At 44.4% G+C, this 16,583-nt stretch carries 15 protein-coding genes and 3 pseudogenes; 6 read left to right on the top strand and 12 right to left on the bottom strand.

Going from position 1 to position 16,583, the window contains the following annotated elements:
- Positions 1–3 precede the first annotated feature (3 nt).
- From JEU20_RS13680 to JEU20_RS13640, 9 genes are all read right to left on the bottom strand, one after another.
- A complete protein-coding gene (locus tag JEU20_RS13680) occupies positions 4–252 on the bottom strand; it encodes a hypothetical protein (RefSeq protein ID WP_198246679.1) in 249 nt (82 codons plus the stop codon).
- A 48-nt stretch (positions 253–300) separates the two neighbouring features.
- On the bottom strand, positions 301–912 hold the full coding sequence (locus tag JEU20_RS13675) for a hypothetical protein (protein ID WP_198246678.1): 612 nt from the start codon (positions 910–912) through the stop codon (positions 301–303).
- The gene (locus JEU20_RS13670) at positions 887–1,483 is read right to left on the bottom strand and encodes a hypothetical protein (RefSeq protein ID WP_198246677.1); all 597 of its coding nucleotides are present in this window, start codon (positions 1,481–1,483) and stop codon (positions 887–889) included. The genes JEU20_RS13675 and JEU20_RS13670 overlap by 26 nt, the downstream gene beginning before the upstream one ends.
- An 87-nt stretch (positions 1,484–1,570) precedes the next feature.
- Entirely contained in the window at positions 1,571–2,806 is a 1,236-nt protein-coding gene (locus JEU20_RS13665) for a heme biosynthesis HemY N-terminal domain-containing protein (protein ID WP_198246676.1), read from the bottom strand.
- Between the two features lie 4 nt (positions 2,807–2,810).
- Entirely contained in the window at positions 2,811–4,016 is a 1,206-nt protein-coding gene (locus tag JEU20_RS13660) for a uroporphyrinogen-III C-methyltransferase (protein ID WP_198246675.1), read from the bottom strand.
- Entirely contained in the window at positions 4,009–4,785 is a 777-nt protein-coding gene (locus tag JEU20_RS13655) for a uroporphyrinogen-III synthase (protein WP_198246674.1), read from the bottom strand. Before JEU20_RS13655 ends, JEU20_RS13660 begins: the two co-directional genes overlap by 8 nt.
- On the bottom strand, positions 4,786–5,715 hold the full coding sequence (hemC, locus tag JEU20_RS13650; protein WP_198246673.1) for a hydroxymethylbilane synthase: 930 nt from the start codon (positions 5,713–5,715) through the stop codon (positions 4,786–4,788).
- A 130-nt stretch (positions 5,716–5,845) separates the two neighbouring features.
- Entirely contained in the window at positions 5,846–6,247 is a 402-nt protein-coding gene (locus JEU20_RS13645) for a hypothetical protein (RefSeq protein ID WP_198246672.1), read from the bottom strand.
- 144 nt (positions 6,248–6,391) lie between these two features.
- Positions 6,392–7,375: an NAD(P)H-quinone oxidoreductase gene (locus JEU20_RS13640; protein ID WP_198246671.1), complete on the bottom strand. Its 984-nt coding sequence runs from the start codon at positions 7,373–7,375 to the stop codon at positions 6,392–6,394.
- 71 nt (positions 7,376–7,446) lie between these two features.
- Between JEU20_RS13640 and argC the strand changes: the two genes are divergently transcribed.
- Together argC and JEU20_RS13630 are read left to right on the top strand one after the other, a co-directional pair.
- Positions 7,447–8,478 (top strand): N-acetyl-gamma-glutamyl-phosphate reductase, encoded by a 1,032-nt coding sequence (argC, locus tag JEU20_RS13635; protein WP_198246670.1) that lies wholly within the window; start codon positions 7,447–7,449, stop codon positions 8,476–8,478.
- A 19-nt stretch (positions 8,479–8,497) separates the two neighbouring features.
- Positions 8,498–8,857 (top strand): HopJ type III effector protein, encoded by a 360-nt coding sequence (locus JEU20_RS13630; protein WP_198246669.1) that lies wholly within the window; start codon positions 8,498–8,500, stop codon positions 8,855–8,857.
- A 389-nt stretch (positions 8,858–9,246) separates the two neighbouring features.
- Here JEU20_RS13630 and JEU20_RS15995 read toward each other — a convergent pair.
- Positions 9,247–9,753 (bottom strand): annotated as a pseudogene (locus JEU20_RS15995) (IS1 family transposase); the annotation flags it as partial.
- Positions 9,754–10,236: 483 nt separating this feature from the next.
- Between JEU20_RS15995 and JEU20_RS13620 the strand changes: the two are divergent.
- The 4 genes and pseudogenes from JEU20_RS13620 to JEU20_RS13605 form a co-directional block, all read left to right on the top strand.
- Positions 10,237–10,413: a hypothetical protein gene (locus JEU20_RS13620; protein ID WP_198246667.1), complete on the top strand. Its 177-nt coding sequence runs from the start codon at positions 10,237–10,239 to the stop codon at positions 10,411–10,413.
- Between the two features lie 92 nt (positions 10,414–10,505).
- Complete coding sequence (mnmM, locus tag JEU20_RS13615; RefSeq protein ID WP_198246666.1) at positions 10,506–11,096, top strand: tRNA 5-(aminomethyl)-2-thiouridylate-methyltransferase MnmM; 591 nt, start codon at positions 10,506–10,508, stop codon at positions 11,094–11,096.
- Positions 11,093–12,088, top strand: coding sequence for a zinc-binding alcohol dehydrogenase family protein (locus JEU20_RS13610; protein WP_198246665.1), 996 nt, complete (start codon positions 11,093–11,095; stop codon positions 12,086–12,088). The genes mnmM and JEU20_RS13610 overlap by 4 nt, the downstream gene beginning before the upstream one ends.
- Positions 12,089–12,102: 14 nt before the next feature.
- A pseudogene (locus tag JEU20_RS13605) lies at positions 12,103–12,598 on the top strand (IS5 family transposase); the annotation flags it as partial.
- A 147-nt stretch (positions 12,599–12,745) separates the two neighbouring features.
- Here JEU20_RS13605 and JEU20_RS15695 read toward each other — a convergent pair.
- Both JEU20_RS15695 and JEU20_RS15990 read right to left on the bottom strand, forming a co-directional pair.
- On the bottom strand, positions 12,746–15,991 hold the full coding sequence (locus tag JEU20_RS15695) for an NAD-glutamate dehydrogenase domain-containing protein (protein WP_425356721.1): 3,246 nt from the start codon (positions 15,989–15,991) through the stop codon (positions 12,746–12,748).
- Positions 15,977–16,539, bottom strand: a pseudogene (locus JEU20_RS15990) (NAD-glutamate dehydrogenase); the annotation flags it as partial. The gene JEU20_RS15695 and the pseudogene JEU20_RS15990, both read right to left, overlap by 15 nt.
- Positions 16,540–16,583: the final 44 nt, after the last annotated feature.

The raw sequence follows: 16,583 nt of genomic DNA, 5'->3' as shown, positions 1-16,583 counted from the left end.
TTGTCAGCGTTTTTTGTGAACCATAGCCATTTGATTGGCAATGATTCTTATATTCTTTGCGACGGATAAAATCTCATTAATACTGGCGTTATTTGCATTTTCTAACGAGATAAAAACAGCCGGGTTATTTTCAATTTTCTCTGCAATTGCATAGAGTCGGTCAGCAGTTAGGGGATGTGTCGTAGGATGGGTGTTTTGCAGCAGACCGGTTAATATAAACCAGGTGACCATACCATAAGGAATGGTATGCATCCTACCCATCACATCAAGTGCTAACGCATCGGACTGTTTTTCTTGTTCCTACGCCTGCCGGTTAGAAATGGAGTCATAAGCCGCATGTCGATAATGCCAGTGCCCGAGTTCATGTAGTAATAAAAAGGCCATTCCTGATTTAAGCGTTTTTTGTGATACATCATCTACATAATCATCCAGTTCCCAGGCTTTTTCAGGAATACCTAAGGCTTTTAGTGGTGGTTGTAGATAGTCTTTTTGTTGATAGAGTCTGAAAACATATTGAAGAATTTCAGTTTTATCTTTGTGTTTCGCTTCATACCAGGCAAATGCAATACTCATATCATCAAAAAATTTGACTGACAAAGCTGGAATCGTCATTTCTCCGGTCTGCAAATTCATATAGAAATCAAAAATATCCTGGTTTTCTCCAACCAGTGGAATATTTAATGTGATTTCAGACAGAGTCTTGCGTTCGTTGGGTAATAAATATCTGCGAATATTATCGAACAAGACTATTTTTATATTTTTACCGTAATGTGACTGGACATATAAAAGTTGTTCGGGACGATAGAGGTGACTGAAATCTTTAGCCTTTAAGGTGGCAGAAAACAATAACAAAAGACTAAGGATAATGACAGCCGGAATATGAGTTTTAGTAGGGGCATGCAACAGAGACATCGGAAAAAACTCCTCGTAAATTAGGATTTTTAATATTATCTAGGCCAAAATCCAGGATGCTGATGTCTCCCCATGCAGATTGATTCCAAACGGGTTTGAGTAAGGCTGTTTTTGCTTCAGATAGAGCAATTGAAATAGACGGTTGCAACTGAATCTTTTTAACAGCCAGGAGTTTTTTTAAACAGTTTATCTCGCCAATTTGCTCGATGGCTGCAATACGTTTTTGTTGAATATTACTGTGTTCTGCTGATAAGCCGCCCGTTACACCGGCAAATGATTGAACAGTTTCTGTAGTATTGTTCGTGGTGTCAGCGGCTAGTTTTATACTTTGGCTGATGCCCTGATTTAAATTTTGACTAAGGATAAGTGCACCGAAGGCCAGAAAGAAGGTACCCGGTGCGACACGAGACAAAACGATTTTTATGCCGGGTAGTTCCAGTTTCCCTTCCTGGTCTGACTGATAAGGCAAGTGAAAAAAAAGTTTGTAGCCTAGGAAAATCGCCATCCCACCAAAACCGACGACCATCAAACGTTCCAGCATTCTTAGGATCAATACCAGATCTGTATCCATTTTGTGGCCACCCGTTGTTTATCGGATAATTTCTGATATCAGTAAGTGACAATCTCATCCGTTATTTACAGCTATGCTCAAGCAACCTCAAACACCAACTATCTTTTCTGCCTGTGTTACCACTTCGCTCGAAGCCAGTTCCAAACCATTTTTATAGGCACCACTTGCCGCTTCCGGTTCGCCTTTTTGCAATAATAGATCACCTAATAATTGATACGCGGCAACGGTAGGTTCGATGCTTAAACTCTTTTTCAGGTATTGCTCGGCTTTTTCCATTTGTCCGGATTTCAAGCAGAGTTTTCCCAGCATGCGCAATAAAACGGCATCGCTCGGATGAACGGCCAGCCATTTTTCGGCAGTTTGTAATTGTTTTTCAGGGTCTTGTGAATCGATATTGCCGTATAACACCAATAAGGTAGCATCCCAATTTTTAACAATGGCATCAACTAAGTCACTTTCAATTCTGTCACCTGCACCGGCTTCAATCATGGCGGCAAAATAAATAGCATTGACGCCTGGTGCTAGTTTGATATGTTCTGGCACACTCTCCCAACAGGCCTGAATAGCATCAGCATCTTTTTGTTCGGCTTCCCTTCGCAGTAAATTGCTATAGGTTTCCGTTTCCAGTAATTTGACTTCCGCTTCCATCAATATTTTATTTTTATGCAAGGATGGAATCAGCTTTGACAAACCCTCCCAATCACCGACGCGCCGATAAGCCTGATGCATCATTTTTAGCACGCTGGCATGATTAGGATCGATAGAATGCAATTTACTCAGGGTTTGCAAAGCCTGGTCAAATTGTTCATCTGATAAATAAAGCTCGGCCTGGGTCAATCCTACAGCGATGTCACTACCACCGGCTTTTTCGGCCGCCTTTTTTAGATATTCATCACGTTTTTCTACCGCACCACGCGATTGTGCCGCTTTTGCCGCCGTCAAATAATGTAATAAAGGCGCACCGCTGTTAGCGGCATGCTTGATCAGGGTTTTTTCGGCACGTTCCCAGTTGCCTTCGGCCGAATCAACCAAACCCGCGACCAGTGCATCTTGAGAGCGATCAAATTTAATCTTTTTGCTTTTTTCTTTTATTTTCCCTGGCAAGCGCATCAAGGCGCCCAGAAAACGAAAAAACACATAAAAAACAAAGAATGCTATCACCAGTGCTACCGCAAAAAATACCAGTGAAGTTTCCATCGACCAGTGCCCAAAACCGATCAGAACATAGCCTGGATTATCATATTGGGATAACCAGCTGTGAATGGCGAAGGCGACCGCAATGGCAATCAATAAGGGCAATAAAAAGCTCAATAATTTTTTCATGATATCAGTTCATCGAGTTCTGCGTACCTGAATCCGGAATACTCACCGGCTGTGGCGCAACGGTATTGACTGAATTGGCTTTACTCAGCCCCTTATCTTTTTCCAAGCGTAGCTTGCTAATATCTTTAAGCATTTTCAATGACTTACTGATATCTGGGAATTGTCCTTGCAAGGAAACCTTGGCCAAAATATCAAGCTCTTGCTGGAAGGCTTTGCCGTTACGGTCCAGGGCAAAATTATCTTTCAGCCACTTTTTAGCATCCTGAATAGCGGCTTGATACAAAGTGTCATTTTGCTGCACCAATGCAATTTTGATCATTTCCAGCTTTACACTCAACTGTTCCCGAATAAATTGTGCCTGTTCAGGGGTCAGAATTTCGCCAACCGGTTTATCGCTGTGCCTGACAACGACGTAATCACCTAATTGCCCTAATACACTGGATAAGGCACTATGCTCGCCACTGGCTTTCTCATGTTGATGAATCGGTGCTGATTTCGACAATTTTTTACCAACATAGGGCAACAATACCGATAATTGGGGAATTTTATCATTCAGGGTTTGTAGTCTGGCATAGAGTCCAACAATATCGGGCACTTGTACCGAACGTAATGCAGCCAGCTCTTTAGCAATTTCTGAACGCACCTTAAAAACTGCCGCATCGCCACTCTCTCGCAAACGCTGATCAGCTGCTTCCAAGGCTTCACGTGTGGTATTGACATCACCCACTAAATGTAGCCTTTCATTAGCGACACTGAGTAGATATTCAGCATCGGCAATCAGCCAGTCTCCACGCGTCTTACCTAACTGGCGCTCTATCCGTGCAATGGATTGCATCAGTTCTTTTTTAGCTGTGGCCAATTTTTCATCGTGCAAACTGGAAAAATCGGCCAGCGCTTTATTGAAATGATTTTCTTTGCCCGTTATGTCAGCATCAAGTGTCGCCAGCTGTGATTGCATCGCCGCTATCTGCGATTGAAATGCATTGATTTGCCTACTCATTTCAATCAACTTCTGATTATCTTGCGTGCTCAGGGTATCCTGATGTTCACGCAATTGTTGCAGTAAATAAAAACCTGCCCCGGCCAGGACAATCACACCAACGGTGATAAGAATGCCGAACCATAGGCCGGCTTTTGATTTTTTTTCAACAACCTTGACCGTTTCTTTTTCTGTCTGATTTTGTTGCTGCTCTTCAATAACTTCAGCCACTTTTTTCCCCGTTGTTTAACATCTTCAATGTATCGACAATCGCCTGTTCCGATACGTCCTGGCTCACCAGAACCCGCCTGAACCCCAAACCTGCCGCTATTTCAGCAATTCTAGTACTGATAACGACTACTGGAATAGAGCGTAACGTATCATCAGGGTTCAACATTGTGCATAAATTTTGTACCGCTTCACCACTCATCAACACAATGGCTGATAAGTCATTGCGCTCCAATAAAGTCTTGATTTTTCGATGATCGCTTTTAGGCTTTATTCTGCGATACACTTCCATATAATCTGTCTCGGCGCCCCGCTGCTTCAGCGTCTGCGCCAGTTTCTCGCGCCCGCCTTCCCCCCGCACAATCATTACCTTTTGCCCAGTTAAATCCTGCCATTCTGGCATTTGCAACAGGGCTTCACTGTTATAACCGTTTAGCGGCATTAAATCCACCGCAATACCGTGTTGCATTAAGGCTGTCGCAGTCGCCTTACCGATTGCCGCCACATCAATAGCTTCGGGCAGCTCGATTTTTCCACCGAGCATATCTGCCATATAATTTACTGCATTGGCGCTAATAAATACAATCCATTGATAACCACTCAATTGTTGCCATTTTTGCTTGGCCTGATCAAGCCTTATGCTTGGCGCTATCGCCAAAACCGGAAAAGACACCGCCTCACCGCCTGCTTGTTCGATAGCCTTTATCAACGCGGCGGATTGATGTTCAGGGCGTGTCACTAAAACTTTTTGCCCCGACAGAACCTGTTTCATTCAATCCTGATATAGGGCCGTTAAAATTTCATTGGCGCCTTGTTGTAACAAGTCTTCCGCCACGGCCTGACCGATTTTTTCGGCATCGTTCAAACTGCCGGATTGCTCGGCGCGATAAATAACCGAACCATCAGGCTGTCCGACCAGGCCACGCAAATATAATTGGTCATCAATAATTTCGGCAAAACCAGCTATCGGTACCTGACAGCCACCATTTAAACGGGCATTCATGGCGCGTTCTGCGGTGACACGAACATGGGTCTGCTCATCATGCAGTGCGTTAAGATAATGGTGGATAGTCGCATCATCGGATCGGCACTCAACACCTATCGCACCCTGCCCAATCGCAGGCAAACTGTCGCTCGGGTCGATGCGCTGAGTAATTCTGTCGGCCATCCCCAGCCGTTTCAAACCGGCCGATGCCAGAATAATAGCGTCATAGTCACCATTGTCGAGTTTAGCTAGACGGGTATTGACATTGCCACGCAGATTTAAAATTTCGGCATGCGGAAAACGTGCTTTTATCTGGCATTGTCGCCGTAAACTACAGGTACCAATGCGTGCATTTTCCGGCAAATCTGCAATATGTTGATATTGATTGGAAACAAAGGCATCGGTTGGGTCTTCGCGCTGTAAAATAACCGCTAAATGCAGCCCTTCTGGAAATTCAACCGGAACATCTTTCATCGAATGCACAGCAATATCGGCCGCGCCCTCTAACATGCCTTGCTCCAGTTCTTTAACGAACAGCCCTTTACCCCCGACTTTAGCCAATGGCGAATCTAGAAGCTTGTCGCCCCGAGTCACCATCGTCACCAATTCGGTTTTCAGTTCTGGAAAAGCCTGCTCCAAACGCTGTGCGACATATTCAGCCTGCCATAGCGCCAATGGACTTTTGCGTGTTGCAATACGAACAATGTGTTGTGTCACGTCAATCCCAAATAAAAATCAAACCCTTATTTTACCCTATCTGGCACAAAACGCATCGCCCAGATAAATTGCAGACATAAAAAAAGGGTTATTGCTTGGCAATAACCCTTTTATCAAACATTTAAAATGTTTAGAAATTCAGGTACAACGTTTTTAAACCTTTGAAGCTTTCAACCGCTTTAGCGATTTGTTCTTTAGCTTTTTCCATATTACCTTTTTTATAGGCTGAACGGGATTTTCTCAGGTAACCGTTAGCTCTTTCTTTTTCACGGTTAACGGTTGCACTTTCAATACGATTCAAATTTTGTTTTGCTTTTTTATACAGCGCCAACATTTCTTTCTTGTCGGCCGCACCGTTTTCCAGTGCTTGCTGAACAGTTTCTACAGATTCAATCGCATCATCAAAGATTGCAAGCAATTGTTCTTCTGTTTGATTTTCAATTTTACCGGCAGGTTTGGCCATAATGGATGGCGCCGCGGTAAAAATAGAAGCTGTTAACAAAATAAAAGTGAGTTTTTTCAGTAAAGACATTAATAATTCCTTGGGTGTAATTTTAAATCATGTGTTCATAACAACACACATGGACTATACCATAGTTCTCCAAAAAATCCTTTAAAAAAAATAACTTACATTTCAAGTGGTATTTATCCATTGCAGATTTCCTCCCTCCAGAAATTATGTTTTCACCCGTAAAACAATTTTTCCGATATGTTGGCTCTGCAATATAATCTGATGCGCCAATTCGGCCTGCTCCAACGGTAAGACTTTATAAATCACGGGCTTAACTGTCGCGCTTTCAAGTAATGGCCAAACCCTTTCCTTTAATTTCCGGGCAATTTCCGCCTTAAATTCATCACTGCGTGCCCTTAATGTTGAGCCGGTAATCAACAGCCGTTTGCACATGACAGTCCATAAATTAATTTCACTTTTTGCCCCTTGCTGGATGGCGATCTGCAACAAACGCCCTTCTTCGGCCAGAATTTTCAAATTTTTGGGGAAATATGGCCCTGCAATCATATCCAGTACTATGTTGACGCCTTTTTTGTGCGTCAGCCGGTCAATTTCGGTCACAAAGTCCTGTTGTTTATAATTAATCGCACTCGCGGCATCGAGCTGCTCACAGAACTGACATTTTTCTTCACTGCCCGCAGTCACATAAACCGTTGCACCAAAAGCGTTTGCCAACTGTATCGCCGTGGTGCCGATGCCGCTAGCACCGCCATGTACCAACAATGATTCGCCTGGTTGCAATTGTCCGCGATCAAACACGTTGCTCCAAACTGTAAAAAACGTTTCCGGCAATGCAGCCGCCTCAATCAAACTCAAGCCTTCAGGCACCGGCAAACATAGCGCAGCACTGGCAACACAATATTCGGCGTAGCCCCCACCCGTAACTAATGCACAAACCGTATCGCCCGGTTGCCACTGATTGACCTGATTGCCGACAGCGACAATCACACCGGCCACTTCCAGCCCTGGAATATCCGAAGCACCGGGTGGCGGCGGATAAACGCCCTGCCGCTGCATAATATCGGGTCTGTTGACACCCGCCGCATACACTTCGATTAACACTTGATGCGGTTCAGGCTCAGGCTTTGGCCTTTGCGTCAACTGTAATTGCCCACCATCATCTGTTGTTTTAATTTCAATGGCTTGCATCACTGTTTAAAAAACCGTTTAAAACGGCGTATTATACGCGCTTTACGTTCTTATAAAAAAATGGAAAAAATATGATACAAGCAGGTATTGTTGGGGGAACCGGCTACACCGGCGTTGAATTATTACGGCTTCTGATTCCACATCCCGATGTTGAGGTCACTGTCGTAACCAGTCGCGCCGATGCCGGCAAACGTGTAGATACGATTTACCCTAGTCTCAGAGGCTATTGCGATCTTTGTTTTAGCGCACCCAATGTCGATACGCTGGCCGAATGTGATGTGGTATTTTTTGCGACGCCGAATGGAACCGCCATGACTATGGCCGAGGCACTGCTTGCACGTGGCGTTAAAGTGATTGATTTGTCAGCCGATTTTCGATTGAAAGATATTGATGAATGGCGTCAATGGTATGGTATGGAACATGTTTGTCCGGATTTAGTTGCTGAAGCGGTTTATGGCTTACCTGAAGTCAACCGGGAAGCCATCAAAACGGCACGGCTGATCGCCTGCCCAGGCTGCTACCCCACCGCCGTACAACTTGGCTTTCTCCCCCTACTGAAACATCAGTTGATCAATCAAAGCACATTGATTGCCGATGTTAAATCCGGCGTCAGTGGTGCAGGCCGCAAGGCTCAGCTATCATCACTGATGAGTGAAAGCGGTGAAAGCTTTAAGTCCTATGCGGTCGCAGGCCACCGCCATTTACCGGAAATCCGGCAGGGTTTACAAACACAAAGCCAAAAGGTCGTCCAATTAACCTTTGTACCGCATTTGACACCGATGATTCGTGGTATTCACGCCACCCTGTACGGCACATTGCTTGATAGCGAGAAAAATCTGCAAAAAATCTTCGAAGATTTTTACCAAAATGAAGCATTTGTAGATGTACTCCCTGAAGGCAGCATGGCTGATACCCGTAATGTACGTGGTACTAACCGCTGTCAGATTGCGATTCACCGCCCACAGAACGCGAGCACCGTCGTCGTTTTATCGGTAATTGACAATCTGGTCAAAGGTGCAGCCGGACAAGCGATACAAAATATGAATCTGATGTTCAACCGAGATGAAACAAGCGGTTTAACACAACTTGCCTTATATCCTTAATCTCTAATAACACAATACAATGACACTGGAACAATTTTTAACCCAATTAAAACAACACCCTGAGACCATTCAATTCAGCCAGACCATGGCCGTTATCGAACAACACTATGATTACCAACCAACCGAATTCCAAAATGGCGACGGTGACGATGCGCTAATCAATGCGGCGGGAACCAACGAAGGCTCCTGCAAAATTTTTGCTTTCGCCAAGCGACATAACTTATCGCCCGAACTGACTCTGCATCTGTTCGGTGACTATTACCGCCAACATGTATTGGAAAGTCCAGAAGGCAAAGATCATCAAAATATTCGCCGCTTTATGCAATCCGGCTGGAATGGCATTCACTTTGCTGCCGACCCACTCTCGGAAAAAAACTGACCACTTCACGTGCGCTAAATGTCATTCATAGTCCGTTTGGGTTCTTACAACAGCAACAAACCGCCTATTTAACCACCGTTCCATTATTAGCCAACTTAAGACAATGGTTTAAGCAGCAGGGCGCGCTGATAAACAGCCGCTTTAACCCGACTGCTTTAAACTTGTCTACACCTTTAAAATGGCGCGGCCAAACCGTTAAACGCCTTATTTTTTGCCAAGGCCATGAAAATCTGGAAAATCCCTGGTTTAACTATTTGCCGTTAAAACCAGTCAAAGGTGAAATTCTGACCGCTTTCAGCCCGGTTCCTTTAATCGACACACTACTCAATTATGGCCATTGGTTTATACCACTGGACAATTTTCCGCTATTTTTGTCCATCACCCACAGAAATCGTAGAGAAACAGATTGTTCGACGGGTCTTAATAAATACGTAATTTATCCATGTGTGCATAAAAATTCAGGTTTTTGGTTCAATTTTTTGGGTATTTCTGCTTCCCTATTTCATGTGCATCTCAGCATCAAGATGACGGGTCTCATGTTCTAGCCCCCAGTCATCGGTGTAATAACGGCCAATATTTAAAGGGCTAGTAACGCTTTTAATTCTTTGAAAACAATGTCCTTACGCTTGCCAAAAACATAAGCGAGTACCGTGTTGGTTTTATGATCAACAGCGTGCCATAGCCAGCGTTGATTGCTTTTATTGCCTACAAAGACCACTGTTCATCCACTTCGGCCTCTTCACAGCAGACCTGCTCTAACCTGACCTCCAATGGTTTCCCTTGATCAAAGGTCTGAAAAAGAGGGTTCACCTGAACAAGACTGTTTTCTTTTATTTTTTTTAAAGTGCGGGTCACTGTTTTTTATTGATTTTAAGAACCCGTGCTAAATGCTTAAGTCTTGCAAACACATTTTTCAACGTGGAGTATGGCGATATTTGCTAGAGACACCAATCTTCTGGATATCATTTCCCGAGATTGTACTTCTTTTTTCTTGGCTAAATACGCTCATTTTTGTCTCCTGATTTAAAATTTCCTAGGCGACAGGTATGTTGACATAGGGGGATACCGAAAAACAACTGCGTCTAGCGCGCTATTTTTACCGTCAACTAGCCCAGTTTTTTGGTCAGCCCTTTTATCGAGTCATATGCTTCGCCGCCTGTCACTGAGAAATGAGCGAAAAAAGACCACAGTTGCCATGACCGGCCAACGAATTTTTTTAATCCAGTATTCCCGGCGACAGATTTCATAGTCCGTTTGGGTTCTTACAACAGCAACAAACCGCCTATTTAACCACCGTTCCATTATTAGCCAACTTAAGACAATGGTTTAAGCAGCAGGGCGCGCTGATAAACAGCCGCTTTAACCCGACTGCTTTAAACTTGTCTACACCTTTAAAATGGCGCGGCCAAACCGTTAAACGCCTTATTTTTTGCCAAGGCCATGAAAATCTGGAAAATCCCTGGTTTAACTATTTGCCGTTAAAACCAGTCAAAGGTGAAATTCTGACCGCTTTCAGCCCGCTTTCATCGCCGGGCTTAAAATGGCTTTGGCGCTAAGGGCAGTTTACAGATTCCTTATTACAGCCAGTTCTTCATTCGCCATTTGTTACACAACACGCCCTTGCCCCCAGACTGCGATATTCGCCGCTATGACTAAACCCTTATCCTTAACACAACAAGTGCATCAAATCATTCGCGCCCATTTAATGCCGGAAGATTACGCCATCGACGCCACCTGTGGCAATGGCCATGACAGCGTTTTCCTAGCCCGACACGCCGCCCATGTGTTTGCTTTCGACATCCAAAAACAAGCGATAGAAAATACACGAAAACGTATCCATGATGAAGGCTTAACGGACAAAGTCAGCCTGTATTGCACCGGCCATCAGCATCTTGCCGAAACTGTGCCGTCACAATTCCATCAACGTATTAAGGCGATTACTTTTAACCTAGGTTATCTTCCCGGCAGTGATAAACGCATCATCACCCAAGCAGAATCGACCCTGAAAGCATTGCATGCCAGCCTGCAACTACTCGCCCCAACCGGCCTGATTACGCTGTTGATTTACCCCGGCCACAGCGGTGGCGATACGGAATACCACAGCATACAACATTGGCTAAGCCAGTCTTCCGACCCGCTTCAAATCGACGTCATTGAATCGGCCCGAATCCGCCCTGGCAGTCCACTACTGTATGTGTTACAAAAAACCCGTTTCAACAACACCCTGGACAGACTATGAAAGCCATTGCCTATCAAGCCGACCGTATTCTTCGCGATATTGAATTACCCAAGCCTTCTCCTGACATGCATGATTTGGTAGTGGAGGTAAAAGCCGTTGCGGTGAACCCGGTGGATAATAAAATCCGCCAGCGGATAACGCCGGATGCAGGAGAATTTAAAGTCTTGGGCTGGGATGCTGCCGGTATTGTGCAGGAAGTGGGGGAGCGGGTAACCTTGTTCAAGCCGGGCGATGCAGTTTTTTATGCCGGCGCAATCGATAGGCCCGGCTGTTTTTGCGATTTTCACCGCGTAGATGAACGCATTGTCGGCCATAAGCCTGAGTCATTGAGTTTTATTGAAGCGGCTGCTTTGCCACTCACGAGTATTACTGCCTGGGAATTGTTATTCGACAGGCTTGCTGTCAGCACAGATAACATAGGGCGTTTATTGATTGTCGGTGCGGCAGGCGGTGTCGGCTCTATGTTGACGCAACTAGCACATCATTTAACCGAATTAACGGTGATTGGAACAGCCTCACGTGAACAAAGCCAAGCTTGGGTTAAAGCGATGGGGGCTGATTTTATATTGAATCATCAACAGTCATTAGTCACACAGCTTAAACAACTGGATTTTGATAGTGTCGATTTAGTCGCTAGCCTGACCCATACCGATGCGCACTTTGCTGATTTAGTGGACTGTCTTGCACCTCAAGGCAAGCTTGGATTGATTGATGACCCGAAAAACATCGACATCGGCTTATTAAAACAAAAAAGCCTGTCACTGCATGGGGAGTTTATGTACACCCGCCCCTTGTTCAAGACCGATGATATGATTGAGCAACACCGCTTGTTAAACCGAGTCGCCCAACTGGTAGATGCCGGCATTTTAAAAACTACCTTACAGCAATGCATGGGGCTATTGAATGCCGAGAACCTGGAAAAGGCATTGACAACATTAAATCAGGGCCACACCCTCGGCAAGATTGTACTGGAAAATAACACCAGTCCTTAGGGGCTGTTGTAATTATGTTGAAAATGGGAATTTATGACAAACCTTGTCTTCGAAAAACAGTCGAAGGTATTTTTTATCGCTTGCGAGTAGGTTGTCCCTGGAGAGATTTACCCACGGCTTTTGGTAATTGGAATGCGGTATATAAACGATTCAATGACTGGTCTCGTAAAGAAAAACTGATGGGTATTTTTAACGCCTTGGTTGTTGATCCAGACCTGGAATGGGAATTTATTGATGGGAGTATTGTGAAAGCACATCAGCATAGTAGTGGTGCGGCCTGTGAACAAGAAACAGCGATAGGGAAATCTGTCGCCGGGAACACCAGTAAAATTCATATGGCCGTTGATGCCTGTGGTCTTCCTATTCATTTCTCAGTGACAGGCGGCGAAGTTCATGACTGTAAAGAAGCACCGAAATTAGTTGCAGAGCTCCCAAAAAGGTGACTATATAGTTGCTGACAGAGGCTATGACAGTGAAGCATTACGTCTTCAAATTAAAGACAAAGGGGCTCCCTAATATCTACAGATAAAAAAAAGGCAGATTCTAATGAATCTGCCTGAAAACAATCCACAATCTTTTTAAAGAGGATAGTGCTACATGTCAGTTTGCCTCCGACATGGGTATAGTTTAACGAACAGTTGCATCATTGTTATTGACTTAAATCAACTTTTGTTCAGATGCTTGCCACAAACCGGCAATATCTTGTAATTCTTTCAACAATACCGTAATTTTTTCCAGGTCTATGCTTTCTTCCGATTTAACCAGCGCTACCAGTTGCCGATAGCGCTCCACCGCTTGATTAAAACATTGATACCAGTTTTCTATTCTATCTTTAACGCTAAGACCAGGTTGTTGTAGAACTGATAGCGACAAGGCACTAATAATACTGCTAAACTCTTCTCTCGCCGTTCGCCTTGCCAAAGCTTGCCATAGGCTTTTCTGCGGCAGTTTGAAAATTTCTTCCCGTAGCCACAGAAGATCCAGTGATTCGATCAGAGTAAAAAAGACCTGCGCACATTCTTCCAGTGGTTTTTGGGATTTTTTATGCAACCAGACGACATCCAGACATAAATACAACACTTCGGTGGAAACTACCTCCAGTGCCAGCACAGCCGGCACGCCTTTTTCGATGAACGCTTCAACTTGCTGGTCAATTGTTTTATTCAGTTGTTCATTTTGCAATGTCGGCATCACAGTTTTTAATGTCTGAATACCTTGATAATACAAATCCAGCATTTCGACTGTCTGTGTTTCGCTTGTCTGAGTCAAAAACCAATACATGGAACGCTCAATCAAGCGCCTGAGGTACGCAAACAGAGTTTCAGACAATTCACCACTGAGTTGAGTCTGTAATGCTTCGATTTCCTGCCACAACACATCCACTGAGAAAATATAGCAAACACGTTTATAAACACTGACGACACTGGTTATGGAAACATTGCTTTGTTCGAGAACACGGTACGGAAAAACAATACCCATTCGGTTGACCAACGCATTGATCAAGCAGTTCACCACGATATTCTGGGCCAGATAATGCTGCTGAATTTCAGTCGGATAGCGCGTTTGCAAGATCTGTGGAAAATAATCCTGCAATTCCTGTTGAAATAACGGCTCATCAACTGTCACCAGTGCCTTGGCAAACTGTTGCTTCAGCATTTGTTTGCAATAAGCCAACAATACACTGATTTCAGGCCGGTAAAGCCCTTGTTCCTGGCTAATACGCTGGCGTAATTCGTCATTGTCGGGGATCACTTCGAGTTGCCGATCCAGATGCGCTTTTTGCTCCAGGATTTCAATCACCCATTGCACACCTTGCATATCATTTTTTGCCGTTTGCTCAATGGTACAAATCGCCTGATTTTGCAGAATATTGTTATTTAAAACCAGTTTGGCGACATCATCGGTCATCGACAACAATATATCCCGCCGCTGCTTCTCGGTCAGATCGCCTTGCATCACCAGGGTATTGAGTAGAATCTTGATATTGACCTCATGATCGGAACAATCGACACCGGCTGAGTTGTCGATTGAATCGGTATTGATTTTACCGCCCTGTTTGGCATATTCAATACGCCCGGCCTGTGTCAACCCTAAGTTCCCACCTTCAGCCACGACCTTGCAGCGCAATTCGCAGCCATTGATTCTGACCGCATCGTTGCTGCGATCACCGACATCCAGGTGGCTTTCATGTTGCGCCTTGACATAGGTACCGATACCGCCATTCCATAACAAATCAACCGGTGCACGCAAAATACATTGAATCAATTCATTCGGCGTTAACTCGTTTTTGATGATATTCAGTCGTTCCATCATCCGGGGTGACAATCGAATCGATTTACTCTGCCGTGAATACACACCGCCACCCTTAGACAGAATACTGACATCATAATCTGACCATTTTGCGGCCGGCAGTTCAAACAGCCGCTTACGCTCCTGAAAACTCAGTGCCGGATCAGGATCAGGATCGAGAAAAATATGTGCATGATCAAACGCCGCCAGCAGCTGAATCTTGTCGGACAGCAACATGCCATTGCCAAATACATCACCCACCATGCCGCCAATGCCGACGACGGTAAACGGTTTGTTCGCATAATCGATATTCAGATGGGTGAAATGGTGCTTAACCGACTCCCAGGCACCTCGCGCAGTAATGCCCATTTTTTTATGGTCATAACCGACCGAGCCTCCTGAAGCAAAAGCATCCCCCAACCAGAATTGGTATTCTAGCGATAAGGCGTTAGCATAATCAGAAAATCGGGCGGTCCCTTTATCGGCCGCAACCACCAGATAGGTATCGTCACCATCATAGCAATTGACATTTTCGGGCTTGATCGCCGTGCCATCTCTTAGGTTATCGGTTAAATCGAGTAGCCCGCGAATAAAAATCTGATAACACTGCACGACCTCCTGTTCGCGTTGTTGCCGTGCTGTCAGAGCATCGAGTTTTTTGACGACAAAACCGCCCTTTGCACCGGTTGGCACAATGACGGCATTTTTGGTCATTTGCGCCTTCATCAGGCCCAGAATTTCGGTACGAAAATCCTCACGCCGATCGGACCAGCGCAATCCACCTCGTGCAATTGGTCCACCGCGTAAATGAATACCTTCGACACGCGGCGAATAGACAAAAATTTCGACATACGGTACGGGTTTGGGAATATCTTGTACCTTGTTTGAATCAAATTTGATGGAAAAATACGGAATACCCTGTTCATCGAGCGGATTACAGAAGTAATTGGTTCTGACCGCAGCCAGTAACAGATTAAGGTAACGCCTCAAGATACGGTCTTCATCTAATGACTGCACGGTGTCGATCGCTGCATTGATCGTTTCAATCAATGCTTCGTCACTGTTTGCATCGATCTCAAGCGACGGATCAAAACGTTGATTGAAAAATTGAATCAATAGGCGGACAACATCTGGATTGTCGGCCAATGTTTTTTCAATATACGATTGGCTGAAGGTAATCCCGATTTGGCGCAGATATAAATAAAAACAGCGTAAAATATTGACCTGTTGCCAAGATACGCTGGCTTTTAAGACCAATTGGTTAAAGCCATCATTTTCAACTCGCCCTATCCAGCATTGTTCAAAGGCATCTTGAAAGCGTGCTTTGAGATTTTCCAGATTAAGTGCGGATAAGTCCTTATCAATAATCAGTCCAAAATCATGAATCCATAAACTTTTGGGGTCATCTTTTTTACGAATTTCATACGGTCGTTCATCACAAACCCGAACCCCCATGTTTTCCAGCATAGGCAGACTTTTAGACAGCGACACCTGGCCCCGACTGAAAATTTTAAAACGTAAGGACTTATGTTTATTCGCGGTCAATGGACTATAGAGTAAAGATTTAGCTTCTAAATCCTGGCTGAGCAGACTTTCGAGTTTTTCAATATCCAATATTGCCGTTCTGACCGATACTTCGTCTCGATAAGCGGCCGAAAAAGCCTCTTTATAACTTTCATACAAAGCATTCGCGCGTGCTTCACCGTAATAGCTGACCAATTCCTGTTTTAAAGAATCGATCCATTCGGACAAGACATTAACGATTTTTTGCTCAATTTCGCGAACATCGACCGCAATTTCTTCATCGATATCGGTATGAATAATAAAATGCACGCGCGCCAGAATAGATTCAGACAACTGAACACTGAAATCGATATGCTTAGCCTGAAAAACCTCATTGAGAATTTGCTGAATCTTTTTCTGGAGGTTGTGTGATAACGTTCGCGCGGCACAAAAACCAATAAAGAGACAAAGTGACCATATAAATCCTGCCGCAAAAAGACTTTGACATGTTGTCGTTCCTGCAATTGCAACACGCCATAAACATAGCGATACAAGCTGTCTTCATCTGCCTGCAACACTTCATCACGCGGTAAGGTTTGCAATACAAACAACAAGGCGCGGGATTGATGAGAGCCTTGTCGAAAGGCGAATCGTTGAATGACGTTTTTATTTTATTGCGCACCAACGGAATATCTTTTAATTC

The organism is methane-oxidizing endosymbiont of Gigantopelta aegis (assembly GCF_016097405.1).
Classification (GTDB): Bacteria; Pseudomonadota; Gammaproteobacteria; order Methylococcales; family Methylomonadaceae; genus Methylomarinum.
The sequence above is the reverse complement of the archived record's forward strand: the minus strand, read 5'-3'. Positions and strand labels throughout refer to the sequence as shown.